The organism is Halopseudomonas sp. L-58, from assembly GCF_056859475.1.
Genome location: NZ_JBSXON010000061.1, coordinates 1 through 26,036, shown reverse-complemented (window position 1 = coordinate 26,036; position 26,036 = coordinate 1). Strand labels below are relative to the sequence as shown.

The 26,036-nt window shown below is 54.1% G+C and carries 27 protein-coding genes; 18 read left to right on the top strand and 9 right to left on the bottom strand.

The annotated features are described in order from the left end of the window. A partial coding sequence (locus tag AC13EY_RS09820) for an IS3 family transposase (protein WP_482890412.1) occupies window positions 1-778 on the top strand: 778 nt, incomplete at its 5' end. A 637-nt stretch (window positions 779-1,415) separates the two neighbouring features. On the opposite strand, the gene AC13EY_RS09815 is transcribed toward AC13EY_RS09820, so the two are convergent. Both AC13EY_RS09815 and AC13EY_RS09810 read right to left on the bottom strand, forming a co-directional pair. Then, the gene (locus AC13EY_RS09815) at window positions 1,416-2,939 is read right to left on the bottom strand and encodes a phosphorylase family protein (RefSeq protein ID WP_417764814.1); all 1,524 of its coding nucleotides are present in this window, start codon (window positions 2,937-2,939) and stop codon (window positions 1,416-1,418) included. A 52-nt stretch (window positions 2,940-2,991) separates the two neighbouring features. Continuing rightward, entirely contained in the window at window positions 2,992-3,810 is an 819-nt protein-coding gene (locus AC13EY_RS09810; protein ID WP_417764813.1) for a helix-turn-helix transcriptional regulator, read from the bottom strand. Window positions 3,811-4,149: 339 nt separating this feature from the next. Between AC13EY_RS09810 and AC13EY_RS09805 the strand changes: the two genes are divergently transcribed. The 7 genes from AC13EY_RS09805 to AC13EY_RS09775 all read left to right on the top strand — a co-directional run bounded on the left by AC13EY_RS09805 (window position 4,150) and on the right by AC13EY_RS09775 (window position 9,479). After that, window positions 4,150-5,094 carry a CBASS oligonucleotide cyclase gene (locus tag AC13EY_RS09805; RefSeq protein WP_482876339.1) on the top strand — a complete coding sequence of 315 codons (945 nt, stop codon included), beginning with the start codon at window positions 4,150-4,152 and terminating at the stop codon, window positions 5,092-5,094. Further along, window positions 5,091-5,582 carry an HORMA-1 domain-containing protein gene (locus AC13EY_RS09800; protein ID WP_417764811.1) on the top strand — a complete coding sequence of 164 codons (492 nt, stop codon included), beginning with the start codon at window positions 5,091-5,093 and terminating at the stop codon, window positions 5,580-5,582. Before AC13EY_RS09805 ends, AC13EY_RS09800 begins: the two co-directional genes overlap by 4 nt. Then, window positions 5,579-6,475 (top strand): AAA family ATPase, encoded by an 897-nt coding sequence (locus AC13EY_RS09795; RefSeq protein WP_417764810.1) that lies wholly within the window; start codon window positions 5,579-5,581, stop codon window positions 6,473-6,475. The genes AC13EY_RS09800 and AC13EY_RS09795 overlap by 4 nt, the downstream gene beginning before the upstream one ends. 151 nt (window positions 6,476-6,626) lie before the next feature. After that, the gene (locus AC13EY_RS09790) at window positions 6,627-7,184 is read left to right on the top strand and encodes a 3'-5' exonuclease (protein WP_417764809.1); all 558 of its coding nucleotides are present in this window, start codon (window positions 6,627-6,629) and stop codon (window positions 7,182-7,184) included. A 373-nt stretch (window positions 7,185-7,557) separates the two neighbouring features. Then, window positions 7,558-8,199, top strand: coding sequence for a 3'-5' exonuclease (locus tag AC13EY_RS09785; RefSeq protein WP_482876342.1), 642 nt, complete (start codon window positions 7,558-7,560; stop codon window positions 8,197-8,199). Further along, a complete protein-coding gene (locus tag AC13EY_RS09780) occupies window positions 8,196-8,840 on the top strand; it encodes a metallophosphatase domain-containing protein (RefSeq protein ID WP_233048752.1) in 645 nt (214 codons plus the stop codon). The genes AC13EY_RS09785 and AC13EY_RS09780 overlap by 4 nt, the downstream gene beginning before the upstream one ends. 150 nt (window positions 8,841-8,990) lie before the next feature. Next, window positions 8,991-9,479, top strand: a complete 489-nt coding sequence (locus AC13EY_RS09775) for an HAD domain-containing protein (RefSeq protein WP_482876344.1) — start codon at window positions 8,991-8,993, stop codon at window positions 9,477-9,479. A gap of 49 nt (window positions 9,480-9,528) precedes the next feature. Here AC13EY_RS09775 and AC13EY_RS09770 read toward each other — a convergent pair whose 3' ends face one another. Further along, a complete protein-coding gene (locus AC13EY_RS09770) occupies window positions 9,529-9,969 on the bottom strand; it encodes a hypothetical protein (protein ID WP_373315015.1) in 441 nt (146 codons plus the stop codon). Window positions 9,970-10,161: 192 nt separating this feature from the next. On the opposite strand from AC13EY_RS09770, the gene AC13EY_RS09765 reads away from it, so the two are divergent. Beyond that, complete coding sequence (locus tag AC13EY_RS09765; protein ID WP_482876345.1) at window positions 10,162-10,656, top strand: hypothetical protein; 495 nt, start codon at window positions 10,162-10,164, stop codon at window positions 10,654-10,656. On the opposite strand, the gene AC13EY_RS09760 is transcribed toward AC13EY_RS09765, so the two are convergent. From AC13EY_RS09760 to AC13EY_RS09735, 6 genes are all read right to left on the bottom strand, one after another. After that, complete coding sequence (locus tag AC13EY_RS09760; RefSeq protein WP_233048755.1) at window positions 10,628-10,939, bottom strand: hypothetical protein; 312 nt, start codon at window positions 10,937-10,939, stop codon at window positions 10,628-10,630. The two genes, AC13EY_RS09765 and AC13EY_RS09760, sit on opposite strands and share 29 nt — an antisense overlap. A gap of 133 nt (window positions 10,940-11,072) precedes the next feature. Next, complete coding sequence (locus AC13EY_RS09755) at window positions 11,073-11,471, bottom strand: DUF6957 family protein (RefSeq protein ID WP_425221462.1); 399 nt, start codon at window positions 11,469-11,471, stop codon at window positions 11,073-11,075. Window positions 11,472-11,616: 145 nt separating this feature from the next. Then, a complete protein-coding gene (locus tag AC13EY_RS09750; protein ID WP_482876346.1) occupies window positions 11,617-12,555 on the bottom strand; it encodes an HD domain-containing protein in 939 nt (312 codons plus the stop codon). Further along, the gene (locus tag AC13EY_RS09745; RefSeq protein WP_482876348.1) at window positions 12,555-12,800 is read right to left on the bottom strand and encodes a hypothetical protein; all 246 of its coding nucleotides are present in this window, start codon (window positions 12,798-12,800) and stop codon (window positions 12,555-12,557) included. Before AC13EY_RS09745 ends, AC13EY_RS09750 begins: the two co-directional genes overlap by 1 nt. After that, on the bottom strand, window positions 12,793-13,998 hold the full coding sequence (locus tag AC13EY_RS09740) for an Arm DNA-binding domain-containing protein (RefSeq protein ID WP_482876350.1): 1,206 nt from the start codon (window positions 13,996-13,998) through the stop codon (window positions 12,793-12,795). Before AC13EY_RS09740 ends, AC13EY_RS09745 begins: the two co-directional genes overlap by 8 nt. After that, the gene (locus AC13EY_RS09735; RefSeq protein ID WP_163982093.1) at window positions 13,991-14,224 is read right to left on the bottom strand and encodes a hypothetical protein; all 234 of its coding nucleotides are present in this window, start codon (window positions 14,222-14,224) and stop codon (window positions 13,991-13,993) included. The genes AC13EY_RS09740 and AC13EY_RS09735 overlap by 8 nt, the downstream gene beginning before the upstream one ends. 135 nt (window positions 14,225-14,359) lie before the next feature. Between AC13EY_RS09735 and AC13EY_RS09730 the strand changes: the two genes are divergently transcribed. The 9 genes from AC13EY_RS09730 to AC13EY_RS09690 form a co-directional block, all read left to right on the top strand. Next, a complete protein-coding gene (locus AC13EY_RS09730) occupies window positions 14,360-14,620 on the top strand; it encodes a helix-turn-helix domain-containing protein (RefSeq protein ID WP_163982094.1) in 261 nt (86 codons plus the stop codon). 102 nt (window positions 14,621-14,722) lie between these two features. Beyond that, complete coding sequence (locus AC13EY_RS09725; protein ID WP_482876353.1) at window positions 14,723-16,219, top strand: sigma-54 interaction domain-containing protein; 1,497 nt, start codon at window positions 14,723-14,725, stop codon at window positions 16,217-16,219. A 48-nt stretch (window positions 16,220-16,267) separates the two neighbouring features. After that, a complete protein-coding gene (locus tag AC13EY_RS09720) occupies window positions 16,268-19,645 on the top strand; it encodes a DEAD/DEAH box helicase family protein (protein ID WP_482876355.1) in 3,378 nt (1,125 codons plus the stop codon). Further along, window positions 19,635-20,699 (top strand): PDDEXK nuclease domain-containing protein, encoded by a 1,065-nt coding sequence (locus tag AC13EY_RS09715; protein ID WP_233048762.1) that lies wholly within the window; start codon window positions 19,635-19,637, stop codon window positions 20,697-20,699. Before AC13EY_RS09720 ends, AC13EY_RS09715 begins: the two co-directional genes overlap by 11 nt. Window positions 20,700-20,706: 7 nt before the next feature. Further along, entirely contained in the window at window positions 20,707-22,311 is a 1,605-nt protein-coding gene (locus AC13EY_RS09710) for a type I restriction-modification system subunit M (protein WP_233048763.1), read from the top strand. Continuing rightward, window positions 22,308-23,444: a restriction endonuclease subunit S gene (locus tag AC13EY_RS09705; RefSeq protein WP_233048764.1), complete on the top strand. Its 1,137-nt coding sequence runs from the start codon at window positions 22,308-22,310 to the stop codon at window positions 23,442-23,444. The genes AC13EY_RS09710 and AC13EY_RS09705 overlap by 4 nt, the downstream gene beginning before the upstream one ends. A gap of 9 nt (window positions 23,445-23,453) precedes the next feature. Continuing rightward, window positions 23,454-25,667, top strand: a complete 2,214-nt coding sequence (locus AC13EY_RS09700) for an AAA family ATPase (RefSeq protein ID WP_233048765.1) — start codon at window positions 23,454-23,456, stop codon at window positions 25,665-25,667. A 55-nt stretch (window positions 25,668-25,722) separates the two neighbouring features. Beyond that, window positions 25,723-25,869, top strand: coding sequence for a DUF262 domain-containing protein (locus AC13EY_RS09695; protein WP_233048766.1), 147 nt, complete (start codon window positions 25,723-25,725; stop codon window positions 25,867-25,869). Window positions 25,870-25,928: 59 nt separating this feature from the next. Next, window positions 25,929-26,036 (top strand): transposase (locus AC13EY_RS09690; RefSeq protein ID WP_482876296.1); only part of this gene is annotated, 108 nt, incomplete at its 3' end.

The window sequence follows — 26,036 nt, the reverse complement described above, 5'->3', positions numbered from 1 at the left end:
AGGCAAGGTCAGCATCAAACTGGCGTGTGTGTCGTTTGGCATCAGCACGACCTGCTATCGCTACCAGCCACGGTTGTCGGAAGAAAATGCCGAGATCGCCGATCACCTAATCCGACTCACACATAACCAACGCAACTGGGGTTTCGGCCTGTGCTTCCTGTATCTGCGTAACGTGAAAGGTTATCGCTGGAATCACAAACGGGTGTATCGGATATATCGGGAGCTGGAGTTGAACCTGCGGATCAAGCCGCGCAAGCGCATCGTGCGAGAGAAGCCCGAGCCACTGGCTGTGCCGGAGGCAATCAACCACTGCTGGTCGATGGACTTCATGCACGATCAGTTGGCCGACGGTCGCAGCTTCCGCCTGTTCAACCTGATCGACGACTTCAACCGCGAGGCCCTGACCATGGATATCGACCTGTCATTGCCGGCAGAGCGGGTGGTGCGCGCACTGGATCAAGTGATCGAGTGGCGTGGCAAGCCCCAAGTTATCCGCAGCGACAATGGCCCGGAATACATCAGCAGCAAGCTCGTGCTATGGGCGGAAAAGCACGGCATTCGACTAGAGCATATCCAGCCCGGTAATCCACAGCAGAATGCCTACGTCGAGCGCTACAACCGCACGGTGCGTTACGACTGGCTGGGGCATTACTTGTTCGAGTCCATCGCCGAGGTGCAGGAGCATGCAACGCGCTGGGTATGGATATACAATCACGAACGGCCAAACATGGCCCTGGGCGGCATCACCCCCAAACAGAAGTTGGCTCTCGTGGCCTGACCTCTACTTCTGGCGAGCACTAAAAATGGGGGGATTACCATTTAATGTGCTAACGATACGCAGTCGAATACTTCGACCTATCCACGACGAAGAACTGCATATGCCATTTTCCCGATATTCGGTTCTTAGATCCGATGGATCGAAGCCAATCTCCTTACGGAAAATCGCGTATTCGGGCAAATTTGGTCTGTCCAGTTGGGTCGCTGCCGCCACCCTCGCTGGAAAGCCCGGGCAACCGGTAAACAGGAAGCCGGCAGCACAGTTTGAACCTCCCCGCCAACTGCTTTATGAGACTGGGAGAACAGCTAGGGAGGGTTGCCCTTGGGTAATTTCGAACAAGCTGGTTCAGCAGCTTTACATTTGCGCCTTGCGGCGTTCGGTAGCGTGGTTGGAGTGCTCTGCACTGCTGGCCTTGCACCAGTAACCGCTGTTGTACTGGTTCTTTGCGTCGCCGTCGTTTTTACGAAGATGTAAGGCTAGGGTGGCCACGCACGCGGGCGTGGCCACTCGAACCTTGTATACCCACTTAATCTGAGTCAAAGCTGATTGTCAGGAGTCGGCCAGAAGCGGTCATCTTGCGCCTTCAAAAATCCCTGGCGATCCAATGAATGTTGGCTTCTTACACAAGAGCCAGTTATCAAGTAGATATTCGGCTCCACCCGTGTGTGGCGTAATCAAGGGTCACAATGGCTGCAGCCTCGGACGCTACCCTGTGGAAGGTATTGTCCTTAGTCGTGTCTCCGTAATCGCTGATTCCTCGGACGACCAAGACGGGCACGTTCTGCTTTTCGCATGCATCGAATACTCCATAGGCCTCCATCTCAGCAACCAGTGCTTTTTCATGAATACTTTGGAAGCTTTCGAAAACTTCTGGATCACGAATGAGCAATTCGCCTGAGGCGACTGTTGCCGGAGACACCATGAGCTTCGCTGCAACTTCCCCAGCCTGGGACTCTACCGGGATCGCGAAGCCCAGCTTCTCGGCGCGCTCTTGCAGGCGGTCAGGTAACGATGCGGTTGCAAAATAAGCATTGAGATCTTGCTGGGTGGAAAGTTTTGGACGTTGCATCTCTGGCCGAAGCGCAATCTGGCCCCCGGCGTGTGCTGCCCCACCTTCGTAGTACACGACGCGTTCGGACAGAATGACTTCGCCGAGGCTGAGCTTTTTACGACGTCCGCCCGCGATCCCCATCATCAGCACCTTCTGGGGGTTCAGGTCTGACAACAGAAGGGTAGTGACGGTGCTTGCGTTGACGTTGCCAGCGTTGCCAAGAGAGGCAACGACACATGATAGAGGGCCGTCCGCTCGCTGGATGGTTACGGGCCAGAAATGAATGCCATTCTTGGAGTAGCGTGCAGGTACATCCTCGCCAATACCGAATACTTTCTTCGCGGCGGTTAGCTCAATGGGGATAGCCGTGATGACTAGGAGATCTGGAGAGCGTGCCTCCTCCTTGGCCTCGATTTCTGCCTGGAACAGTCCAACTGAAAGGTCTGCCAGCTTGTCTAGGCTGTACAGAGGCTCCTGAAGGGACATGCTGTCCAGGCGTCCCTTAACTTGCTCGCCGGTGAAGAAGAACATCGCGGAAGGATCCTTGAAGAAATTGGCGCGAAGGCCGAGCGCCCCCTCGCCATCTTCGCTGAAGCCCCCAAGCTGCAGGTCAAACGGCAGAACGGGAAGCTGACGCTTGCGAAGTTTACGAGCTCGGTCGGATACGCCCTTGCCACCGCCTAGGGCAATCATTGCCGTGGCCACCTCAACTTGCTCATCACCAATGTTCCCGCCGGTGACCAGGTCGTCTTCGATGTAGACGATTTGTGCATAGTTCTCGGCGGCAAGACGGCGGATCAATGTCCGTTGTTCAAGGGTCATTTTTTCCCGCATGGCCAGCTGCGAGGTGACGATCTTTAACTGATGAGCTGGGGCGTACTCAGCCAGCAGCTTCTCAGCCTCGTAGGCCACCGTCCAGTCGAAGGTCAATGCATCGCCGCTTTCATTGACTGGCTGACCTGCTAGGTAGACAACTAGTCCGCCCTGAGCCGCCAAGACGCTCTTGGTTAACGCACGAGTGAAGTCGTGCGCGAGATCGATCGAGGCCTTCTCTGTCTTCTTGGAGATGCTGCCCGCAATCAGAATGAATTCATTTTCAAGCTTTGCCATCGTGACAATTCCGGTAGCTGAGGTGTTGAGTGTTGGCTGATTTCTCTAGGGGTTAATACTGGAATAGCGCCTTGATCTCATTCTTGTTCTTGAGTGCGAGCTGGATGACTTCGGGCCTCTGGTCAGCCTGATCTTCATTCAGGTTGAGCTGGAACAGGAGATACACGAGGAGGGCTTGCCGGCATTTGACGTGCATCTCACCGTTCTCCATCAGAAAGTCGGCCTCGATCAAATTGCGCTGGGAGGGTGTGAGGCCCGGATGAGGAATGAGAACAACGTCCACAATCGTGTGCCAGGCGTAGTCCTCATAAGCTCGGTCGCGATCTTGACCACCATATTTGCAGTGCTTGATACGGGTTAGAGAAAAGTCCCGAAAGTCCTTACGTTTGTGGCAGTAGGCCCGGACGTGCCAGCGGTTCCCGTCATGCACCAATGCGTGGGGAGACAGCCGCCGCTCCCCACCTTCAGGGTCGTTCATGGATTGGTAGAAGACCTCGACATATTCCTTCTCGCGAATCGCGCGGAGGATTTCCCCAACGATGTCCGCGTTCAGGCGACGACCCAGCTTGGGTACAGCAGCGACAGGGGATTGCCAGTTCAGGAAACTGCCATAAGGAACCTCTGACTGCACGGCGACGCGAAGCAGATCTTCTAGGTACCGCTCAACTGCGCTAGAGGGGAAGACAGCCTTAAACGAATCGGTCGCCCGGTAGACTCTGGCCCGGGTGTCGTATTCAAGGTTGCTTTCGGCGAGTTTTGTGTACTCGGTGATATCCAATGACGCCTGGGGTACAGAGATTCCGAAGAATTCAGTGAGGCTGCTTCGGTTGATCTGACCATCCCACCGCAATCGATAGTCGATGAATTCCAACCGACGTTCCTGGCCCCAACGCGCACCTTGCCGTCCCTTGCTGGTGGGTTGGTCGTCTGTGGGTTTGGACTCGTTTGTCATGATCGAACCTCGATAGCGTATAAAAACTAGACTGCATCTAAAAAATATGCGTATAGTAATAATACGCTAGCGAACGGCCGATCGCAATTTCCCGGACGGATTCTTTAGATGTTTCGGAGAGGGTTGAAGTGCGGCGAAACGTAAAGGTGATTCGGGCCTAGTGATCGAGCCGCCGCGCCATCTCATCGCTCTGCATGTGGTGTAGCTGCTGGTAGGGATGCTTTGCTACTAACACAATATTTTAGGAGGGGATGGCCCATGCCACTCACCAACACTCAGATCAAGTATTACGACAGTAATGTGCTGCGCCTTCCGAAGGACAAACGGGAGACCTACAACGCCCAAGTCGACCGGCTGATTGCAGCACTGAAGGTCAGCCTGAAGAAGCAGGACAAAATCACCATCAAGAAGGAGGTAAAGGCCGGCTCTTTTGCCAAGCACACCATCCTGCGCCCCAACGCTCAAAACTCTGCTGACATTGACGTGGTTTTCTATATCAGCGGCCAGAAGGTGGATGAAGAGACCTTTGCGACCCTTAGCCAGAAAATCTACGACGCGCTGGTCAAGCTGTACCCGAACAAGTCTGTCGAAGACTTCGAAATCCAGCGCAAGGCAGCTAAGGTCACCTTCGTAGGTACCGGGCTGGAGGTCGACATTGTTCCGGTCATCGAGAACCCGAACAAGGAAGACTACGGCTGGCAGTTTGACCGTATTGATGGCTCGAAGACTGAAACCTGCGCTCCGTGCCAAGTGAAGTTCATGAAGGATCGCAAAGATCAAGATCCGGACTTCCGTACCTTGGTGCGGATGGCCAAGCGGTGGCGTACCTGGAAAGAGGTACCTCTCAAGTCCTTCCACATTGAACTCATCATGGCTCATGTGCTTGAAGTGAACGGAAAGGAAGGATCGCTAGAGAAGCGTTTCCGTGACTTCCTCCTCTACATCGCTGAGTCGGGGCTCAAGGAAGTCATCAAGTTCCCAGAGAACGGCAATGTGCCCGAATTCTCCGATACCGTCGTGATCATTGATCCGGTCTGTGACACCAACAACGTCGCCAGCCGAATCACAGCGGACGAGTGCAAAGAGATCGTCCAGCTCGCAGAAGAGTCCTGGGAAACCGCTCATTTCGCATCGGTGGAAGATGACTTCAATCTCTGGAAAGAACTGTTCGGCAAGGGCTTCAAAGTCGAGGATGCAGCATGACCTACAGCGCTACGCAAACGACAACGTACACCACCACTGACATTGAGTCAGTCGTTCGCCGGATTACTGCCGACCTCTTGATGATCGCCTCTAGTAGCGAAGCAGTGACTGAAGCCAAGGCCAAGGAATGGGCCTACGACATCGAGCTGCTGGCCAAAAACGGGTATCTGAAGTTCGCAGACCTTACCCTGCTGAGCAATGGGGTCGAACAGAAGGCGACACGGTACTACGTGAACGAGTCCGGCGCCCTGGCCAACCAGCGTCCTGGTGATGCTCGCTGGCCCAAAGTGTCGAACCCGCACCTGCGGATCGTTCTGTCCTACAACGACAGCTATACCCAGCAAGCTCGTGACAAAATGGCTGGCAAGTTAAAAATCAACTGGACGACCTCTTACGACGACATCAGCCACTCCCAGCTCACTCAGAGCGGTGGTCGCGAATACTCCAGCAACGGCTATGGCATGGAACGAAAGGACTACACCCGATGAGCAACAACAGCGTATTTGACTCTGCAATTGAATTGCCGGAAGCCCAGCTGACTGAGCGCGAGAAGGTGTTGCTTGGCTTCAGCGGCCGCTACGAGCGCGTGAAAAACCAGCTTCAGTTGCTGCTGAACCAGGGCCAGTTGTCCGAGTGGAGCAAGGTGCACCATAAAAGCGTGCTACCGATCTGCAATCTAGTTGCCGACCAGTATCCTCTTGTGATTTTCCACGGGGACGTCGGCACCGGAAAAACTGCGACAGCGGAGTGCATCGCTAACCGTATCGTACGTGATTCTCGCGCTGAAGATTCGGTGTTGTTCAAGCTGAGTAACCGAGTTCGCGGCTCCGGCAAGGTCGGCGAAATGGGCACGCTTTTGACCCAGGCATTTGCGGAGGTTGCCGAAGCTGCCGGCAAAAAGCGCCGGGCGATTCTCATCATCGACGAGGGTGACTCTATCGCAGCCTCCCGTTCGCAGAGCCAGAGCCACCACGAGGATAAAGTGGCTGTGAACACGCTGATCCAAGGCGTGGATGAGTTGCGCAAATATGGCGGACGGATCGTTGTGATCTTATGCACCAACCGTCTTTCCGTACTTGACGCAGCTCTGCGCCGTCGTGCTGCCATCGTTGAAGAGTTCACCCGTCCAGATGCTGCTGAGCGCAAAGAGCTGTTCAGCATGGATCTGGCAGGTATGGAGCTCACGGAGAAGCAACTAACTGACTTGGCAACCGTCACTGGTGAGAGTAATGGGCAGCCAGCATGGACTTACTCCGATATTCGGACTCGCCTGTACCCAACGGCGATGGCCAAAGCCTTTCCGAATCGTCCGCTGAGCTTCAAAGATCTGACCGATTCAATACTGGAGATGAAGCCATCACCGGTTATGGAAGATAAGTAAATATTCTGGTCGTGTGGTTGGGCTTTCTGGCGACGCCTCGAGTTGACCTGCAGTCCTCTTTACCTAGTACATGATGATCTTTCCCGCTGTTGTGGTGACTGGTTCTGAAGACTGCTGTTGCCATGCGGAAATCAGCTAAAACGGAGTATTTATGAAAGCCGACAAAGAAATTTTCGTATCAGTCGACATCGAAGCATCTGGCCCGATCCCAGGCAAGTACAGCATGCTTTCTATCGGCGCGTGTGTGGCGTCGAACCCAGCTGAGCAGTTCTCCTGCTTTCTGAAGCCTATATCTCAGGAGTTTGTGCCGGCTGCCCTTGAGGTCACAGGGTTGTCACTTCAGAGACTTCGCGAAGAGGGCTTGGAACCTGGTGAGGCTATGGCGCAATTCAGGTCCTGGGTAGAGTCATTAGCTGATGCCGATCAAAGGGTAGTGTTCGTAGGGTTTAACGCTTCGTTCGACTGGAGCTTCGTGAACTATTACTTCCATCTGTTCTTGGGTGAAAACCCCTTCGGAATCGCAGCGCTCGACATTAAGTCGATGTACTTTGGTACCTCCGAATGCACTTGGACATCGACCCGATCAAGCGAAATTGAGAAGGTAGTGAATCCTGAAAGCTCGGGCAACCATGATGCCCTAGATGACGCCGTTTACCAGGCGGAGTTGTTCAACTTGATTCGTGAAAAGCTGGTGTTTGGTAGGCCCTGACGGATCCTTTGGCGAGGAGCACGTGGGGCTAGAAAAGCCGAGGGGCGTCATTGCATGGTGAACCGCCCCGAAGCAGTGATCGCCCAGCCGGCCGGCCTCTCTAAGAGCGCATTAAGCCGCTGCGATAGCGTTCATAAGCAGGTTTCACGTCGTCGGCTTGGCGAGAGTTCGTCTGCCGCCCAAATTTCAGTGTCCGCAATTGGCCGAAAGCTGCCACCCAGCACCTTTAACTGCAGGATCGCATGATAGGGGTGTTCTGTGAGGCTGCGGGTGTTGTGGTGGCTTGCGCCAAGCCCCATTGACGGCTCAATTTTTAGGCAAAGCGGTCTTCTTGAATGCTTGTTTATTGGCTATCTAACTAAAGGCAAGGCTAATGCCAATGCAGGAAAATAATTCGCCAATTCTCGTGGTTGATCTCGAAGCGACCTGCTGGGATGCCAGCACGCCAGAAGGCGCGTCACAAAGCATTCACACGATGGAAATCATCGAGATTGGCTGTGCGCTGAGCAACCAGCATGGCACTGTGCTGGATACGCGCTCCTTCATGGTGCGACCCCAACGCCAACCCGTGCTCAGTGAGTTCTGCATTGAACTGACGCATATCACGCAAGCCATGGTTGATAACGCACCACCGCTTGCAGATGCTGTTGTCCAGATGAACGCTTGGCTGAACGACGTCGCAGCGGATGCACTCTGGTGCAGCTGGGGTAACTACGATCTTAACCAGCTGACAGCACAATGCGCCCTCAACAGTGCCGGTTCACAACTGCTGAGCCTGCCGCACCTGAACTTGAAGAAGCTCTGGCGACGTACCACCAGGCAGCGCAAGAAAACCAGCCTTGCCCATGCACTGGCTCATCATGAGCTGGAATTTGACGGCCAGCCCCACCGCGGGGTTGATGACGCCAGGAATATCGCACGCTTACTGCCATTTCTGGACTGGTCGCTACTGGATGAACTACTCAGCCAGCCGACCGATACTGCAACTCACAATGCACCACAGACAAGCCGATGAAACTCGTTTGTATCTCCGACACACATAGCATGCATCGCAGCATCCAGCACATTCCAGATGGCGATGTGCTGATCCACGCTGGTGACAGCCTGGGGCAGGGCACGCTGGATAATGTTGAGGAGCTCAATGACTGGCTGGGTACACTGACCCACAGGTACAAGATTGTCATCGCCGGCAACCACGACTGGGCATTCCAGGACAGCCCGGAGCAGGCACGCGAGGCGCTCAGTCACGCGATTTACCTTGAGGACAGTGGCGTTGAAATTGAAGGCATTCGTTTCTGGGGCTCGCCCTGGACTCCCACCTTCTGGAACTGGGCATTCATGCTGGACCCGGGCCAGCCGCTGTACGATGCCTGGTCGCGCATCCCTGACAACACGGATGTGCTGATCACCCACGGCCCGCCGAGGGGGATCGGAGATGAGGTTGTGCTGGGGTTGGGGCCCAGAAATGTTGGGTGTACTGAGCTGTTGCAGCGTATTGACAGGCTGCCCCTCAAAGCTCATATCTTTGGGCATATTCATGAAGGGTACGGCAGCTACCAGCGCGGACCGCTCACCCTGGTTAATGCCAGCACCTGTGACGAGCAATACCAGCCGATTAACCCACCGATAGTGCTGGATCTGGCTAGTCCTTTCTAGGCTCACGGTAGTGGTTCCGACGGCTCTGCTGCTAATCAATGCCGGTTACCGGAAAAAGGGCTTACCGTTCAGACAAGCCCATCAGCGGAGCGAGGCAAGGGTGTGCATGACATTCACAGCTCGGACGAAGTATTTATGGTAGGAGGACTCATGCTGTTGTTCCTGGACTATGACGGGGTGCTGCACCCTGACGAGGTCTACCTGAAGCGCGGGCGTCCGGTGCTGCGTGGACCGGGTGAGCTTTTCATGTGGGTACCACACTTGCTGTCAGCGATTGAGGGCGCTGATGTGCGGATTGTCCTGTCAACGAGTTGGGCGCGTCATCTCGGATTCAGGCGTGCCTGCAATGCTTTGCCGGAAAGCTTAAGAGGTTTGGTGGTTGGCGCCACCTGGCACTCAAAAATGAAAATCGGCGAGTCCGGAGCAGCAACGCTTTGGGATCTACAGACACGCTACGAGCAGATTCAGGCCTATCTGGCCCGAATGAACTCACCCTGTGACTGGCTGGCCATCGATGATGATGCCCGAGGCTGGCCCGACGAGAAGCTGCCTCAACTGATTCATGCTGATCCCGCACTGGGTTTGTCCTGCGAACAGACAGCACAACGGCTGCGAGAGCGGCTTTTGCACGGCTGTTGAGTCTGGACGGTTTTCCGTATGGCTGAGGGTTGCTGTGGCGTGGTTTCACTCAGTCCTTGAAATAGTTGTCACGTTCAACCAGACCGAACGGTGCGTCAGCTTTGATCGTCTGATCGGATACTTCGTCGAACAAATGCTCAACCATCCGCTGACGTCGCAGTCCCGACAGGGTGCTGAAAAAGCAGCCCTCGCACAGGTGCACCTCATACCGTTCACCATCATGCTGCGAACCATAGCCCCAGTGGGCTGACAGCACACCAAACTGCGCAGGCGTACCAGGTTTTGTGGTGGATGTGCCGCATACATCACAGAGCACATCGGTAGTGACCGGAACGTTTTGTGTCTCGCTGATTTTCATGGGGTCTCTCCTGTGCGTTACTTTGTCAGCAATGATGCGCATGGCAGGCTGCTGCTTTTGGCGAGCCAGCGCGTATTTGAGGTTTGGTTTCCAATAAATCAGTTCACGGACTAAGGGGCCTTCAGTGACCATCGACTGCAGCACCCTTGAGAAAACTTTCAACTATGTGGCTTTTCTCACAGCAGCCGCGGGTATTGCGTTTATGCTGCTAATGGAACCGACAAGCCTCGGAGTTGCAATGGCAGTATTCTTGCCCTTGTTATTGGGGCTCGCGACTTATCGCATTCACGTACTTGTCGTGAAGCAAGCTGCGGTGCCGTTGTCATGGACACCTCACCAAGTGCCATTGCTAAGGCTTTCGATGCGCCGATGCGTTTCGACAAGGTCCTGCAGGCGGCCCTAAGCAATAACATCGAGCGGTGCGCGGCCGTTAAAAAAATCATTGTCGTTGGGGCGTCTCATAAAACCGTATACGTTTGCTGGATTTTCAAAAAGCGTGCGCATGGCGGCGTGGATGTTCAGCACCATGCTGATGCGCTCAGCCTGCTCGCCATCCAGCTTGGATGGAGCATTTCCGGCGGTGACTCGGTCCAGAGCGTAGCTGGAAATGCCCAATATTTTCTGAATTTGGCTCCGGGTGGCTTTCCAACCCTTGAGGATTGTAATCGCCGCACGCAAGCCAATCATGTGGCTCTCGTTCTCGCCTGGCAGGTCATTTTCTTGCGTAACCATCTGCATGCTGCTCTTTATGTGAGTTATTTAAATACAGACCGTAATACTCCGCGCCTGCTCAGAAAACATAGCCTTCTATCAGCCTGATCAGATCAGCGATGACACGATCTCGCGCATTGGCGCCGGTTTGGATGCCGTGCAGTGGGGTCATGCCAGCAAGACGAGTGTTGGATTTTTGCAGGTAGTGCTTTGCTTTTGCCGTACTGCCAAACACCAGCAGGCTAAGTGCAAGAGCTTCTGTGGCGGCAATGTCTGCCAGTAGATCTTTGCTAGATGGGTCATCCAGGCTTTCCAGCAGACGGGGCACCTCACCAAGCGACTTTTCAAAATCTGCTTGAATTGATGCCGACAATCCATCACGAATTTCCATGGTTCTGGCTCCTTACTGATAGGCCCTAGTGGGTAAGAATGAGGGTCTCAGTACAGCGGGCAGGGCAGCCTTCCATCAGCTGTCATTACCCGCTTCAATGTCTGCACCCTCCAAACGCATGCCGTTGGCTGGGTCAGTGAATGCTCATAATGGCGTCCAGCGATGTTGTTTTACGTTTGCCTTCACCTATCAAGACATAGACCGTGTTTCGGGTTTCAAAAAAGCCAGGTGGAGTAAACCGTATAAGAGGTGTGGTCCTTACCCAATTGCCGGGCTCGAAGCGCGAAGTGCTGTCGTACATGACCTCATGCGCATAGACCATCACCGGGTTGATACCTCGTGACTCCAGATCCAGGGCGATTTTCTCGCCCACATCCAGATCAGCCCATATCCAGTCACGGACAATCCTGAAGGGCTTGTGCGTGGCATAGGTCTTGGCTTGTTCAATCGCCTCTTCCAGCGTGAAGGTGGCGCCCTGCATTGGCTCTCCATCGCCGAACAGCAGGTTAGTCATTTCATTGAGAGTGGGCATATTAAGCTCCGATAGGAAACTGATAGCGGGCTAAAGGCTTACCTTTCGCCATAAAGCTGTATGGATAATCAGTATTTATACTGGCATGGCTTTCGCCCAAGTCAAGCTCGCGGCTGACGTAAAACCATGGCAGCATTGACCTCCCTTAGTCAGCGTGCGGTGGCCTTGGCAGCCAGAAGGTACTTTCAGGGCCAGGTCCATCGCATCGGGCAAAGGTCTGCCAGACAGGCTTATCACTGAAGACTTTTTGCCGGTTATTGGCGGCAGCACTCATGATGTCTGCCTGCTTGATGGCCAGGGCAACGGGCAATACTGGTCGTTGCTGCTTTGGCTTGATCAGCCACTCAAACAGGTAGCGAAGCCCATTGGCGCCGTCTGGCCATTCTTTTTCCAGCGTGTTGAGGGCCGGAATAGCCAGCTCATATCCCAGCAGCTCGTGACTCACCAAATATCCAGTTTCTGTTCGTCGCCCATCTGGCTGCATGCTTCGTACCTTGCCGAGGTCATGGAGCAGGCCAGCGAGCGCGGCCAGCCAGCGCTCATGCTCAGAGAAGCTGCTGCTTACGGCATAGACTGACTGAGCCACCTCCAGACTGTGCTCAGCCAACCCACCCGGATAGCAGTGGTGGTGGTTAGCGCTCGCTGGGTAGCTAAAAAATCGACAGCCAATATTGGGCTCTCCAAGTACCTGATAGGCGAAGCGTTGCAGCGTTGGGTATGGGCAGCTGTCTATCCACCGCTCAACGTCCATCACGGTCGTGATTGAGCCCACTTTGCTGGCGGGTAGATGGCTGAGTGATTGAAAAGCATGCGTTGTTAATAGCTTCTGATCTTCAACGGTCAAAAAGCCCCCATGGGCAGTGACGAGCATTGAGACGGCTACTAATCCATTGGTTGGCCATGACCCCGGGTGGTTATCCAGGGCTGCTAGAACCTCATGGCGTCCTGCAAGGTTTTCCAAAACGAGGAAAATACAGGATTTTAGAGGCGATACCTGATAGGCCTGTTGAGTTTCCAGGCAGCCAGTCAACCAAAAGGCATCTGCATCTTTATTTGAATAGGTGGATGGCACTGAGTTGTTCATCAGGCTGCCCCCCACTGATCCATAGTGCTTTCCAGGCGATCGAGCAAATAGGGCAGTACCGCTTTGCCACACTCTTCCTCCAGCTGTGGCAGTGTTTCAGACACCCAGGTCTCCAGCGCATCCAGGTTGGATGCTTCGTGGCCGCGCCCAATCAAAAAGACCAGTGCATCCCCCTCAGGGATTCGCAGAGCGAATTGGATGGCACGGGCAAGGCGGCGGCAGGTGTGATCGGATATCTTAAGCATGTTCTTTCTCCTGAGCGTCGGCATGGCCAGCCTGGTTAAATTCATTCACCAGCAAGCGTTCCATGGCAGAGCCATCTCTTCTGGTCAGGTTGGGCACATAACGGGAATAAACGCGGAACAGCATTTCGGTGGTGGTATGCCCCATCTGGCGGGCAATCCATTCCGGCGATTCGCCTGCTGCCAGCCAAAGCGTTGCTGCGGTATGGCGGGTTTGATAGGGGCGCCGTTTACGTAGCCCCAGGTGCCGCAATAAGGGGTACCACACCCGTTGGGTGATGTTGCGGTGAGCGACAGGCTTACCGTTTCGGGTACAGAACACATACTCGAATTTCCCGGTTGCTTTACGCTGTTCCTGCAGTGCCTCATAGACTGGACCGGACATATCAATGGTGCGGAATGATCCATCATTTTTGGTGTAAACCAGCTCGTCTCTGACCAGTGCCTGGCGTACCAGGATTTGTCGGCGTTCAAAGTCGACGAACTGCCACTGCAATCCATCAATCTCACCGGTACGCATTCCGGTCAGAAAGCGCACGGTGTAGTAGTTTTTAAAATCGGCTCGCACCGTTTGCAGGATCAGCTTGACCTCATCGACGGTGAACGGCTCTACGTCAGTCCGCGGTACTTTTAGCGATTTGATGCCCTGATAAGGTGAGGTAAACTCATAGCGGTCGGCTGCTTCGTTAAGGATCATGCGCAAAGGCGTCATGATGTGGTTGATTCGCTCTGCTGACAGGGGTTTGTCTTTACCGTTTCTGACTTTGGCGAGCTGGGAACGGAAAGACAAAATCTCTGCCTTGGTGATGGAGCCGACCTCCTTCTCACCAAACTCTGGCTTCAAATAGGCGCGCAAGGTGGTTGCCACCGTATCAATGTGTGAGCGCCGCCACTGAGCCTGCATTTCAGAAAACCAGGTATCAGCAAAGTCGCTGAATAGCGGTGTTGCGTGGTGCTTGTATTGCAACTGAACGGCTGCAGCTTCAACAAATTTCTGAGCATTTTTGCTGCCCGGAAAATACCGGGCGTACTCGAACGTCCCCAGAGTGATTTCAGCCTCGATCTTTTTCAAAATCCCTTCCAGCTTGCGCCGGTTGGTAGGTGTGTCATCCAGGGCCGTTTGCTCACGGCATCGTTTGTTACGGTAACGGAAATCGAAGAACAGTTTTCCTGTCTGTTCTCGTACACGGATACTAGCCATGCATGACACCTCCGTTGGCCATGGGGATGGCAAGAGGGCTGTTGGATGTGCCGCCCATGTCTCGCTCAATGGCTTCCCAGATATAAAGAATTTTGCGCCCACCAAAGGGTCGGATGTAGTGAACGCCCTCAAGCAAAACGCTATCCTTGAGTCGGTCGCGAATTGTTCTGGCGTCATATTTGATGCGAGCTGCAAGCTCGTCGGTGGTTAGGTATTGAGTAGTCATAACGTTCTCCTTGGGCTTCATATGTAGCTAATTGGCTACATATGTATATGTATAGCTTCGACGGGTTCGTTAGGCAAGCTTTTTTTGCAGCCAATTGCTAACATTTGAAAAATATAAGTAACGGATGTAGCCAATATGCTTCGTTTCAAGATCAAAGAAATGATCGCCCGCAGGGAGTTTGAGGAGGGGCGCCGCATTACCATCGCGGAAGTGGCGGAGGGTGCCGGCATCCACCGGGTAACCTTGTCGAAGATGATCAATCGGCGGGGATTCAGCACCAGTACTGAGCATATTGATGGGCTGTGCCGTTACTTTGATTGCAAGATAGAAGACTTGGTTGAATACGTTCCTAGCGAGCGAGTCAGTGACCTTGATGACCAAGGCCGTAGCAATTGAATGGCATAAACTGCGTTGTGATGGCTGAGCTTTTCAGGTTGTAGTGAGCTGAGCACTAAGCAGTTCTGTTGGCTTGTGTAGTGGACAGACAAGAGTGGCTGTTTGGGGGCATGGATGGTGAAAAAGCAGTTGCCGATTCTGGTGAGCTGGATTGGCGGGAATGACCTCAAGGCGCTGGCTGGTGGCCTGCCTGGTCCGGTGCTTTCTACATTGCGTGCTGACAGCTTTGCCAGGGCTGAACTGCTTTGCTCCTATCCGTCAGACCAGTTGGATAGCTACCGCGCCTGGCTGGCGGAGAATACCGAAACGCCGCTGAATGTTTACCACGAACCCCTGAGTTCACCGGTCAACTTTGCCGAGATTTATCAGGCTGCAGAGCGTCATTTGCGCAGGCTGCAGAGCAGCGGTGAGCCATTGGCCATTTTGCTCAGTCCGGGTACGCCGGCGATGCAGGCGGTATGGATTCTGCTGGGCAAGACGCGCTACCCCGCCACCTATTACCAATCGTCGCTGGAACAGGGCGTTCAACAGGTCGACATACCCTTTGAGATCGCTGCTGAGTATGTGCCGGCCGCTGCAGAGATCAGTACCAGCAGTCTGAACAACATGGTCATACAGGCTGCTCCGGTAAACGCGGCCTTCGACAACATCATCACGCGCAATAAATCCATGCTGTTGCTCAAGCAGCAGGCCGAAGTGCTAGCGCACAAGCTGGTGCCCGTGCTGATCTATGGTGAAACCGGTACAGGCAAGGAGCTGTTCGCCAGGGCTATCCACAATGCCGGTCCGCGTGCGGCCAAGCCCTTTATCGCGGTGAACTGCGGTGCAATACCCTCCGAGCTGATCGACTCGACCCTGTTTGGCCATAAAAAGGGTGCCTTTACCGGTGCCATTGCAGACCGGCTAGGCGTGTTTCAGCAGGCGGATGGCGGCACCCTTTTCCTTGACGAGTTTGGTGAGCTGACGGCGGATGTTCAGGTCCGGCTACTGAGAGTGTTGCAGGAAGGTGTATGCACACCTGTGGGTGCGTCGGTAGAGCAGCGGGTGGATGTGCGACTGATTGCCGCAACCCACCGCAATCTGATGGTTGATGTGGCGGAAGGGCGTTTTCGTGAAGATTTATTTTACCGGGTTGCGGTAGGGGTGCTGCATCTGCTGCCTCTGCGAGAACGGGAGGGTGACTTGCTGCTGCTGTGCGAGGCGCTGCTGGATGTAATCGGCAGGCAGGACGCTGCTCTGGCCGGTAAGAAAATTTCTGCCGAAGCAAAGAAACTTGTGCTTCAGCACTCCTGGCCAGGCAATGTCCGTGAGTTGCAGGCGACGCTTTTACGGGCTGCGCTTTGGTGTCAAGGTGATACTATCGAGCATCAGGACATGACCGGCGCCGTGTTTGCTATGCCTGCCAGAGGAGATCGTAAGGTTCAGGTAGATGTTGCGCAAGGTGTTGATATACAAGTGTTACTTTCCGAATTTGTGCGCCCTTACCTAGAGCAGGCACTGCAGCAGACAGCAGGTAACAAGACCCGGGCAGCCAAATTACTGGGTCTGAAAAGCCAGCAAACGCTGACTAACTGGATGGAGAAGTACGGCATTGAATAGTGTTGGCACGATCTTCGCTGTTCAACCAGCATGGACACAATAGCCTTTATGACATCAGTGAATTTTGAATTTCTGCGCCCCGGCAATGAAGTGCTGGCCAATCTTGGCGGGCTGGCCGAAGCGGTACTGCATGTCGACCCCGGCAGCGCGTTGACCCGGTTGCGCAGCTTTGCCGAAGAGCTGACCAAAACCATCTACAAGGAAGAGACGCTTCCACGTCTGCCCCAGGCCAGCTTTTACGATCTAGTGAAAAGTCCGGTATTTGCCGACTGCGTGAGCAAATCGCTGATCCATCAGATCAATTTTTTGCGTATCCAGGGCAATGACGCCGCCCATGGTGCGGAAGGCGACCTGCGCAATGCCCAGTTGGCATTGAAGACAGCGCACCAGCTGGCCATGTATATGGCCGTCAAATACTACGGTGTGCAGCACGACACCATTCCCGAGTTTGTTGAGGTTGCCGACCCCACGGCGGCCATCAAGGGGTTGCAGCAGTCGGTATCCGCTTACGAAAAAGAACTGAACCAAAAGCAGGAAGCCCTGCAGCAGGTGATTGCCGAGCTGGAACAGCAGCGTACGCGCAATATCGAAATGCTCGAGCCACCGGCCCGGCCCGATCAGCAGAAACGCCAGCGCGAGAGCCAGCAGGTAGCCGACAGCCTGCAGTGGAATGAAGCCAAGACCCGAACCCTATTGATTGATGCGATGCTGCTGCAGGCCGGCTGGGATGTGGCTAACCCCGCGCAGGTGGGGCATGAAGTCGAGGTGGATTTCCCGGATAACCCGTCCGGTAAAGGCCGCGCCGACTATGTGCTGTGGGGCGATAACGGCCAGCCACTGGCCGTTATCGAAGCCAAGAAATCTGGCAACGCCAGCCTGCAGGCCGGGCGTGAACAGGCGCGCATGTATGCCGATGGTTTTGAACGCATGGGCATGCAGCGCCCAGTGATTTTCTACAGCAACGGCTATGAAACCTTCATCTGGGACGATACCCAGTACAACACCTATCGCCCGGTGTACGGCCTCTACAGCAAGGACAGCCTGGAATACCTGATTTACCAGCGCCAATATCGGGTCCAGGCGCTGGAAAAGCACAACCCGCAGTTGAGCATTGCCGATCGGCCCTACCAGATCGAAGCAATCAAGACTGTCGCCGCGCACTTCCAGAGCCAGCGGCGCAAGGCGCTGATCATTCAGGCCACCGGTACCGGCAAGACCCGTGTTGCCATCGCCCTGGCGGAATTACTGCTGCGTACCGGCTGGGCCAAGCGCGTGCTGTTTCTCTGTGATCGCAAGGAACTGCGCGTGCAAGCCGATGATGCCTTCAAGCAGAATCTCCCCAGCGAGCCGCGTTGTGTCATTGGTGAAACCAGCAAGGTGGATCAGACCGCTCGCATCTTCATTGCCACCTATCCGGGCATGATGAACCGCTTTGCCCAGCTGGATGTTGGCTTTTTCGACCTGATCATCGCCGACGAAAGCCATCGCAGCATCTACAACAAGTACCGCGACCTGTTTGATTACTTCGATGCCATGCAGGTCGGGCTGACCGCGACACCGGTTAAATTCATCAGTCGCAATACCTTCGACCTGTTCGACTGTGAAACCACCGACCCGACCTTTGAATTCGGGCTGGATGCGGCCATCAACAACGAGCCACCCTATCTGGTGCCCTTCCGGGTCAAGGACCTGACCACCGATTTTCTGCGTGACGGCATCCATTACAGCCAGCTCAGCGAAGCACAGCAACGTCAGCTGGAAGAGGACCTGGGAGAGGAAGAAGCCCGGCAGACCACCATCGCCGGCAAGGACATCGGCCGCAAGATCTTCAGTGAAGACACCGACCGCATCATCCTCGAGAACCTGATCAATAATGGCATCAAGGATGACACTGGCTCACTGGTGGGCAAGACCATCGTCTTCGCCCAGCGCCAGGATCATGCCGAACACCTGGAAAAACTGTTCTGCAAACTGTATCCGCAATATGGCAGCAAGGTCTGCAAGGTGATCCACAACGCCATTCCGCATGTGGAAACACTGATCAAGGAATTCAAGAAACCGGACAACGACTTCCGTATCGCCATCTCGGTGGACATGCTCGACACCGGCATCGACGTACCCGAGGTAGTCAATCTGGTCTTTGCCAAACCAGTGAAGAGCTGGGTCAAATTCTGGCAGATGATCGGCCGCGGCACCCGCCTGCGTCCCAATCTGTTTGGGCCGGGCAAGCACAAGAGCGAATTCCTCATTTTCGATCACTACGGCAACTTCGACTACTTCGAGCAGGAATATAAGGAACCGGAGGACACCGGCAGCAAATCGCTGCTGCAGACCACCTTCGAAGCGCGCCTGCAACTGGCGCAGGCCGCGCTCAAGGCCAACCGCGCTGATGCCTTTGATGTGGCCGTCGAGTTGCTGCAGGCAGACATCAATGACCTGCCGGACACCAGTGTGGCGGTCAAGCGCGAGCTGCGGGTGGTGCACCAGCTGCAACAAACTCCGATGCTCAAGACACTCGACAGCAAAACCCAACACCTGTTGAGCAACACCATTGCCCCGCTGATGTCCGCCCGGGTGTTGCGTGACAAGCACGCGACGGCCTTCGACAAGCTGATCGCCGGTATTCAGTGCTGTCTGGTAGTGCAGGCCAGTTGCTTCGAGGACGGAAAGACTGAACTGCTGGCCGAGCTGGATAGGCTCGCAGTGAACATCAATGCCGTGCGCCAGAAGGATGCAGTGATTGCCGAAGTACGCAGTGCTGCGTTCTGGCAGCAGCCGAGCATTGCCAAGCTGGAGCATGCCCGCAAGGAGTTGCGCAGCATCATGAAATACCGCCAGAGCGGCACGGGCCCCGGCTACGACATCGGCAGCACGCGCACCCGTGATGGCAACATCCAGAACAATGAGCGTCAGGTGTATATCGCTGGCGCCAACGAAGCCATGATCTACCGCCGTCGGCTCAAGGACATCCTTGACGCCATGCTGGCTGCTAACCCGACCCTGCAGAAAATCCGCCAGGGTGAGCCGATTGCCGAGCCGGAGCTGAAAACGCTCACCTCAACCATCCTGACCAGTCATCCGGGCGTCAGCCTGGAGGTGCTCAATGAGTTCTACGGGCGCACCGCTGATCAACTGCACCTCACCGTGCGGGAAATTATCGGCCTTGACCCCGAAGCCATTGAAGAGCACTTCAAGCAGTTCCTGCACCAGCACCCGAACCTCACCGCCCAGCAGGTGCGTTTCATGAACCTGCTGAAAAACTACATAGCCCAACACGGCAGCATCGTTGTCGACAAACTCTATGAGCCTCCCTTCGACAGCATTTCCCATGAGGGCATCGACGGTGTGTTCACGCCGGATGACGTCGGCGATCTGATTGCAGTGCTTGAACCATTCATCAAGCAGGAGGCTCAGCATGGCCAGTAAGGATCTGGTGCCGGGCACGCTTTATCAGGCCATAGCAGAAGTCATTGCCCAGGCCCGCCAGCAGGTCAGGCAGGCGGTCAACCAGCACATGGTTCAGGCCTACTGGCATATCGGCCGCTTGATTGTAGAGCAGGAGCAGCAAGGGCAGCAGCGGGCAGAGTACGGCAAGCAGCAGCTCAAACAGTTGTCAGAGCGCCTGCAGGCCGAGTTTGGCAAAGGGTTTGATGTGGGCAACCTGCGCAATATGCGGCAGTTCTACCTGACTTTCCCAAAACACTACACACTGCGTAGTGTTTTGAGCTGGAGCCACTATCGAACCCTGATGCGTATTGAGAACCCTGCTGCCAGGCAGTGGTATGCGGATGAGGCGGCGGATGAGAACTGGAGCGTCCGCGCACTGGAGCGCCAGATCGGCACGCTGTATTACGAGCGCCTGCTCGCCAGCCAGGACAAGTCCACTGTCGAGCAGGAAGCACAGGAGAAAACCGAGCCGCTGCAGGATGATCCCAAACATTACCTGCGCGACCCCTACATCCTCGACTTTCTCAACCTGCCGGATAAAACCTGGCAGGAAAGCGACCTCGAACAGGGCATCATCTCCAACCTGCAGCAGTTCCTGTTGGAGCTGGGCAAGGGCTTTGCCTTCGTCGAACGCCAGCAACGCATCCGCACCGATGACGGCGACTACTTCATCGATCTGGTGTTCTACAACTTTCATCTCAAATGCTTTTTGCTGATCGACCTTAAAATGCACAAGCTCACCCACCAGGACGTGGGCCAGATGGACATGTATGTGCGCATGTATGAAGAACACAAACGCCGCCCCGACGACAACCCGACCATCGGGCTGATTCTGTGCAGCGAGCGCAATAACACCGTCGCCAAATACTCCGTGCTCAGCGAAAGCAAGCAATTGTTCGCCTCCAAATACCTCACAGCCCTGCCCACTGAAGAGGAACTGGCCCGGGAACTGGAGCGCGAACGGGAAAGAGTGCTGCGCCTGAAGGAAGCAGCCGCCCGATACCAATCAGATACACCACAACAGGACAATTGAAACACCCATGCTCACTGGCAAAATCCGCAACGATATCGACAAGCTCTGGGAAAAGTTCTGGACCGGCGGCATCACCAACCCGCTGACCGTGATCGAACAGATCAGCTACCTGATGTTCGCCCGCATGCTCGACATGCAGGAAGACGTGGCCGAGCGTAAGGCCAACCGCACCGGCAAGGCCTTCGACCGGCTGTTCCCCAATACCCCGGAAGGCCAGCTGCTGCGCTGGAAGAACTTCCGCAACATGAGCGGCAAGGAGCTGCACAGCCACCTCAAGCAGAAGGTTTATCCGTATTTTGCCCGCCTCGGCAAACAATCCGATCAGGCCGACGGTCTGGGGGACGATGGCAGCGCACTGCAAGCACTTGGGCATATCGGCGAATACATGCAGGACGCCGACCTGGAGATCAAGAACGAGTCGGTGCTCACCTCCGCTGTGGAAATGGTCAACGACCTGCCGCTGACCCAGAGCGACGTAAAGGGTGATATCTACGAGTACCTGCTGAGCAAGCTCACCACCGCCGGCATCAACGGCCAGTTTCGCACGCCGCGCCACATCATCGACGCGATGATAGAGCTGGTTGCCCCGCAGCCCACCGACATCATCTGTGACCCGTCCTGCGGCACCGCTGGCTTCCTCGCCCGCACCATGGAATACCTTAACCGCGAGCACTCCAGCGAAGCCGGCATCTTTACCGATGAAGACGGCAACAAACATTACACCGGCGACCTGCTGGAGCCGTACCGGGAGCACATCAACCGCCACATGTTCTGGGGCTTCGACTTCGATACCACCATGCTGCGCGTCTCCAGCATGAACATGATGCTGCACGGGGTGCATGGCGCCAACATCCTGTATCAGGACTCCCTGAGCAAATCGATCAAGGAGCACTACCCCGAGCAGGAAGAAAACTTCTTCGACGTGGTGCTGGCCAACCCGCCGTTCAAAGGCAGTCTGGACGAAACCAACACCAACCCCGACGTGCTTGGCCTGGTCAAAACCAAAAAGACCGAGCTGTTGTTCGTCGCGCATATCCTGCGCTCGCTCAAACTGGGTGGCCGCGCCGCGGTAATCGTGCCGGACGGCGTGCTGTTCGGCTCCTCCAAGGCTCACCAACAGTTGCGCCAGGAGCTGCTCGACAACAACCAGCTCGAAGGCATCGTCAGCCTGCCCAGCGGCGTGTTCAAACCCTACGCCGGCGTCAGCACCGCCATCCTGATTTTCACCAAGGGCGGCAGCACCGAGCGTGTGTGGTTCTATGACCTGCAGGCCGATGGCTACTCGCTGGACGACAAGCGCACCGAGCTGAAAGGCGAGGGCAGCAACGACCTGCCCGACGCCATTGCCCAGTGGCACAAATATCGGCAGATGGTCGAAAGCAATGCCAGCGCCAGCACCATCAATACCCTGTTCGGCGACAAGCGCAAAAAGGCCTTTGTCGTGCCGGCTGAGGATATCGCCGCCAACAAATACGACCTCTCCATCAACCGCTACAAGGAAGTGGAGTACCAGCAGGAGCAGTACGAAGACCCCAAGGTGATTCTGCAACGGCTGAAAGGGCTGGAGCGGGAGATTCTGGCGGATCTGGATCAGCTGGAGGGGATGCTGTGAGTTGGCCTGCGGTTAAGTTGCATGACATATGTCGTCCTCGACAGTGGAAAACTATATCCGCCAGCAATCTGCTTGAAGAGGGTTATCCGGTTTATGGCGCTAATGGGAAGATCGGCTTTTACTCGGATTACACGCACGAGTTTCCGACTTTGATGATCACTTGCCGTGGCGCTACTTGCGGAAATGTCCACATATCTGAGCCAAAGTCTTACATTAATGGAAATGCAATGGCTTTGGATGAATTGGATAGAGAAAAGGTAGATATTAGGTTTCTCTACTACTACCTGTTGGGGCGCGGTTTCGATGACGTCATTTCTGGTTCGGCACAACCTCAAATAACCGGGCAAGGACTTACAAAGATTGAAATCCCCCTCCCACCCCTGCCCGAACAAAAGCGCATCGCCGCCATCCTCGACAAGGCCGACGCCATCCGCCGCAAACGCCAGCAAGCCATCCAGCTCGCCGACGACTTCCTCCGCGCCGTGTTTCTGGACATGTTCGGCGACCCGGTGACCAATCCGAAGGGTTGGGACGTGAAGCCGCTCTCTGCCGGTATCAGGTCAATCTCCTCGGGGTGGAGTGCGTCTGGTGAAAACCGTCCTTGCAGCGATGGTGAGAAAGGCGTCCTTAAAATTAGTGCAGTGACAAGTGGCGTTTTCAAGCCAGAAGAGAATAAGACCGTTCCCCTTGACCAGATCCCTGACGGGAAGAAGCTTTTATTCCCCAAAAGAGGGGATCTTTTGTTTAGTCGAGCAAATACAAGGGAGTTGGTGGCTGCAAGTTGTATTGTTATGACTGATGTAGAGGATGTTTTTCTGCCAGACAAGCTATGGTTGATTGAAACCGATCAAAAGAAATTTCTGCCGGAGTTCCTTAACTATCTACTTTGGCAGCCAAGATTTAAAGAAAGGTTGACATCTCAGGCTACTGGCACGAGTGGCTCAATGTTGAATATTTCAAAGTCCAAATTCGAAGAAACAGATGCGTTTTTTCCGAATATGGAGCTTCAAGGGAAATTCAAGCGGATCTATTGGGCCCTTCAAGAAGCCCTTGAGGTATCTGTCTCTTCAAGGGGAGCGGGAGACTGTTTATTTGAGTCGCTAAGCCAAAAAGCCTTTTCAGGCAAACTCTAGGGAAAGAGCATGATCAATGAAATCCGGATCACCCCGCCAGTAGCGACCTATCTGAATCTGGCAAGGCTCAACGATCTCCGCCGTATCAATTATATCTTCGGCGCGAATGGCACGGGAAAAACGACTATTAGCCGTGTGATTGCCGGAGATCAAGGGTACGAACACTGCCAGCTATCTTGGCAAAGCGGTCGTGAGCTTGAAAGGATGGTGTATAACCGTGATTTTGTTGATCGTAATTTTAACCAGGATGGGCCTCTGCAAGGTGTTTTTACTTTGGGCGAGAACCAGGTTGAGGCCGAGCGTGAAATAGCTCGATTACGTCCAGAAATGGATAGAATCAATGATCAAGTTTCAAGCCTGAATACGCAACTGGATGGGGAGGATGGTCAATCTGGCAAGCGAAAAGAGCTTTCAGATTTAGAGCCTATATTAAGGGATAAGTGCTGGAAGCAAAAGGAACTCCATGACGCCTATTTCAAAGAAGCCTACGCCGCAGCGAGTGTTCGGGGCAATAAAGAGCGATTCAAAGAGAAGGTGTTGTTGGAACAAGCATCCAACACGGCGGAGCTCCTGTCGCTGGATGAGCTAAAACAAAAATCTCAAACTATTTTCTCAAGTGAACTTGAACGTGTGGTTCCACTTGAGACCCTTTCCGCTGCCGACCTTGAGTCCGTAGAGGGAAATGCGTTACTGCAAAAAGTAATTGTCGGTAATCAAGATGTTGATATTGCGGCGCTTATCAATCGATTGGGCAACAGCGACTGGGTCAAGCAGGGGCGTCAGTATCACGAGCAAGAGCCCGAAATATGCCCTTTCTGCCAACAGTCAACTGATAAAAAATTTTCGGATGACCTCACTGCATTTTTTAGCGAAGCCTATGACGACGACGTTCAATCGTTAAGGCAGCTTCAAGTAAGCTATCAGAATGCAAGCGAACGGCTATTGGCTACAATTCAGCACTGTGTGGAAACTCGTAACCCATTTTTGGAGCTGGAGCTGTTTAATGCAGAGGCTCAGGCCCTTGCAGAAAGATTGAAAAGTAACCTGGTCGTTTTGAGTAAGAAGATTGATGAGCCTAGCCGAAAGGTTGAACTGCAAGCGATCAAACCATTGCTAACTCAGCTGCAGTCGTTGTTAGCTGAGGCCAACGATGCAACGAACGAACACAACCAAGTAGTAACGAACATTGCTACTGAAAAGTATACTTTGATTGTACAAGTCTGGCGCTATGTATTGAATGAGCTGTCGGATGATTTACAGCAGTATCAGAAAAGCAAAAATCTACTTCAACGAACGATTGAAGGTATGGAGCAAAGTCTACGAGATAAGAGTGTAGCTCTTCGTCGGCTGCAGGACCAAGTAAAGGAGCTTGAAAAGCAAACAACATCCATTCAGCCTACCGTAGCTGCTATCAACGACTTGTTGAAGAAGTTCGGTTTCAGTTCTTTTTCAATAGGAGAGGCGGATGAAAGTCATCACTATCGAATCATCCGTGCTAACGGTGAGGATGCAAGTCGCTCACTGAGCGAAGGTGAGAAGACCTTTATGACATTCTTGTATTTTTACTATCTGATTAAGGGCGCTCAAACCCCTTCCGGAATTACAGCTAATAGAGTTGTTGTGTTTGACGACCCCATATCGTCACTGGATAGCGACATTCTTTACATCGTGAGCAGTCTGATTAAGGGTGTGATGGAAGAGGCAAGAGGCGAGAATTCTCAGATAAAGCAAGTATTTATCCTGACTCACAACGTCTACTTCCATAAAGAAATTAGCTACAACAGAAAAAGGCATGACGATAGAACTCTTCCAGATGAGAGTTTCTGGCTGGTAAAGAAGCTCCGGCAGAGTTCTGTTGTTGAACGATGCCTGACTAATCCGATTCGTTCTGCCTATGAGCTTCTGTGGGAGGACGTAAAGTCAGAAAATATTTCCAGTGTCAGTCTTCAGAATACACTGCGCCGAATTTTGGAGAATTATTTCACCATGTGGGGTGGCATGGGGAAAGATGATATTTGTGCGCTTTTTGATGGGCGAGACAAGTTGATTTGTCAGTCGCTGTTCTCATGGGTCAATGATGGCTCTCATTCGATACATGATGACCTTTATGTTAATCATGGCGAACAAACCAATGAGGCGTACCTGCGTGTCTTTCGGGATATTTTCGATAAGGCTGACCAGTTAGGTCATTACAACATGATGGTTGGGTATCAAGAGCAGTAGCACACTGAGATACCAGCGGCGCTTACCAACTGAATTTAGCTATCAAACAAGGACATTGCGCATATCTTCGCAAAAGTACTCCGTTAACCAACACCTGATCGAAACCCTGCTGAGCTGGGTCAAGTCTGGCGAGATCGCCATTCCGGAAATCCAGCGGCCTTTTGTGTGGGACGCCAGCAAGGTGCGTGATCTGATGGACTGAATCGCCCCTAGTTTCGTAGACACCTCCTGGCCTCATAATACGGCCCACTAGGAGGTGCCATGAGCAATCCGCGTTATCCCGAAGAATTCAAAATCGAAGCAGTCAGGCAGGTGACCGAACGAGGTCTGCCGGTGGCTGAGGTAGCGTCTCGTTTGGGCATGTCGACC

Coding starts and splice junctions, on each gene's coding strand:
- AC13EY_RS09815 (WP_417764814.1), bottom strand. CDS start 2,939: ATGGCAAAGCTTGAAAATGAATTCATTCTGATTGCGGGCAGCATCTCC.
- AC13EY_RS09805 (WP_482876339.1), top strand. CDS start 4,150: ATGCCACTCACCAACACTCAGATCAAGTATTACGACAGTAATGTGCTG.
- AC13EY_RS09800 (WP_417764811.1), top strand. CDS start 5,091: ATGACCTACAGCGCTACGCAAACGACAACGTACACCACCACTGACATT.
- AC13EY_RS09795 (WP_417764810.1), top strand. CDS start 5,579: ATGAGCAACAACAGCGTATTTGACTCTGCAATTGAATTGCCGGAAGCC.
- AC13EY_RS09790 (WP_417764809.1), top strand. CDS start 6,627: ATGAAAGCCGACAAAGAAATTTTCGTATCAGTCGACATCGAAGCATCT.
- AC13EY_RS09785 (WP_482876342.1), top strand. CDS start 7,558: ATGCCAATGCAGGAAAATAATTCGCCAATTCTCGTGGTTGATCTCGAA.
- AC13EY_RS09780 (WP_233048752.1), top strand. CDS start 8,196: ATGAAACTCGTTTGTATCTCCGACACACATAGCATGCATCGCAGCATC.
- AC13EY_RS09775 (WP_482876344.1), top strand. CDS start 8,991: ATGCTGTTGTTCCTGGACTATGACGGGGTGCTGCACCCTGACGAGGTC.
- AC13EY_RS09770 (WP_373315015.1), bottom strand. CDS start 9,969: ATGGTCACTGAAGGCCCCTTAGTCCGTGAACTGATTTATTGGAAACCA.
- AC13EY_RS09765 (WP_482876345.1), top strand. CDS start 10,162: ATGGACACCTCACCAAGTGCCATTGCTAAGGCTTTCGATGCGCCGATG.
- AC13EY_RS09760 (WP_233048755.1), bottom strand. CDS start 10,939: ATGGAAATTCGTGATGGATTGTCGGCATCAATTCAAGCAGATTTTGAA.
- AC13EY_RS09755 (WP_425221462.1), bottom strand. CDS start 11,471: ATGCCCACTCTCAATGAAATGACTAACCTGCTGTTCGGCGATGGAGAG.
- AC13EY_RS09750 (WP_482876346.1), bottom strand. CDS start 12,555: ATGAACAACTCAGTGCCATCCACCTATTCAAATAAAGATGCAGATGCC.
- AC13EY_RS09745 (WP_482876348.1), bottom strand. CDS start 12,800: ATGCTTAAGATATCCGATCACACCTGCCGCCGCCTTGCCCGTGCCATC.
- AC13EY_RS09740 (WP_482876350.1), bottom strand. CDS start 13,998: ATGGCTAGTATCCGTGTACGAGAACAGACAGGAAAACTGTTCTTCGAT.
- AC13EY_RS09735 (WP_163982093.1), bottom strand. CDS start 14,224: ATGACTACTCAATACCTAACCACCGACGAGCTTGCAGCTCGCATCAAA.
- AC13EY_RS09730 (WP_163982094.1), top strand. CDS start 14,360: ATGCTTCGTTTCAAGATCAAAGAAATGATCGCCCGCAGGGAGTTTGAG.
- AC13EY_RS09720 (WP_482876355.1), top strand. CDS start 16,268: ATGACATCAGTGAATTTTGAATTTCTGCGCCCCGGCAATGAAGTGCTG.
- AC13EY_RS09715 (WP_233048762.1), top strand. CDS start 19,635: ATGGCCAGTAAGGATCTGGTGCCGGGCACGCTTTATCAGGCCATAGCA.
- AC13EY_RS09710 (WP_233048763.1), top strand. CDS start 20,707: ATGCTCACTGGCAAAATCCGCAACGATATCGACAAGCTCTGGGAAAAG.
- AC13EY_RS09700 (WP_233048765.1), top strand. CDS start 23,454: ATGATCAATGAAATCCGGATCACCCCGCCAGTAGCGACCTATCTGAAT.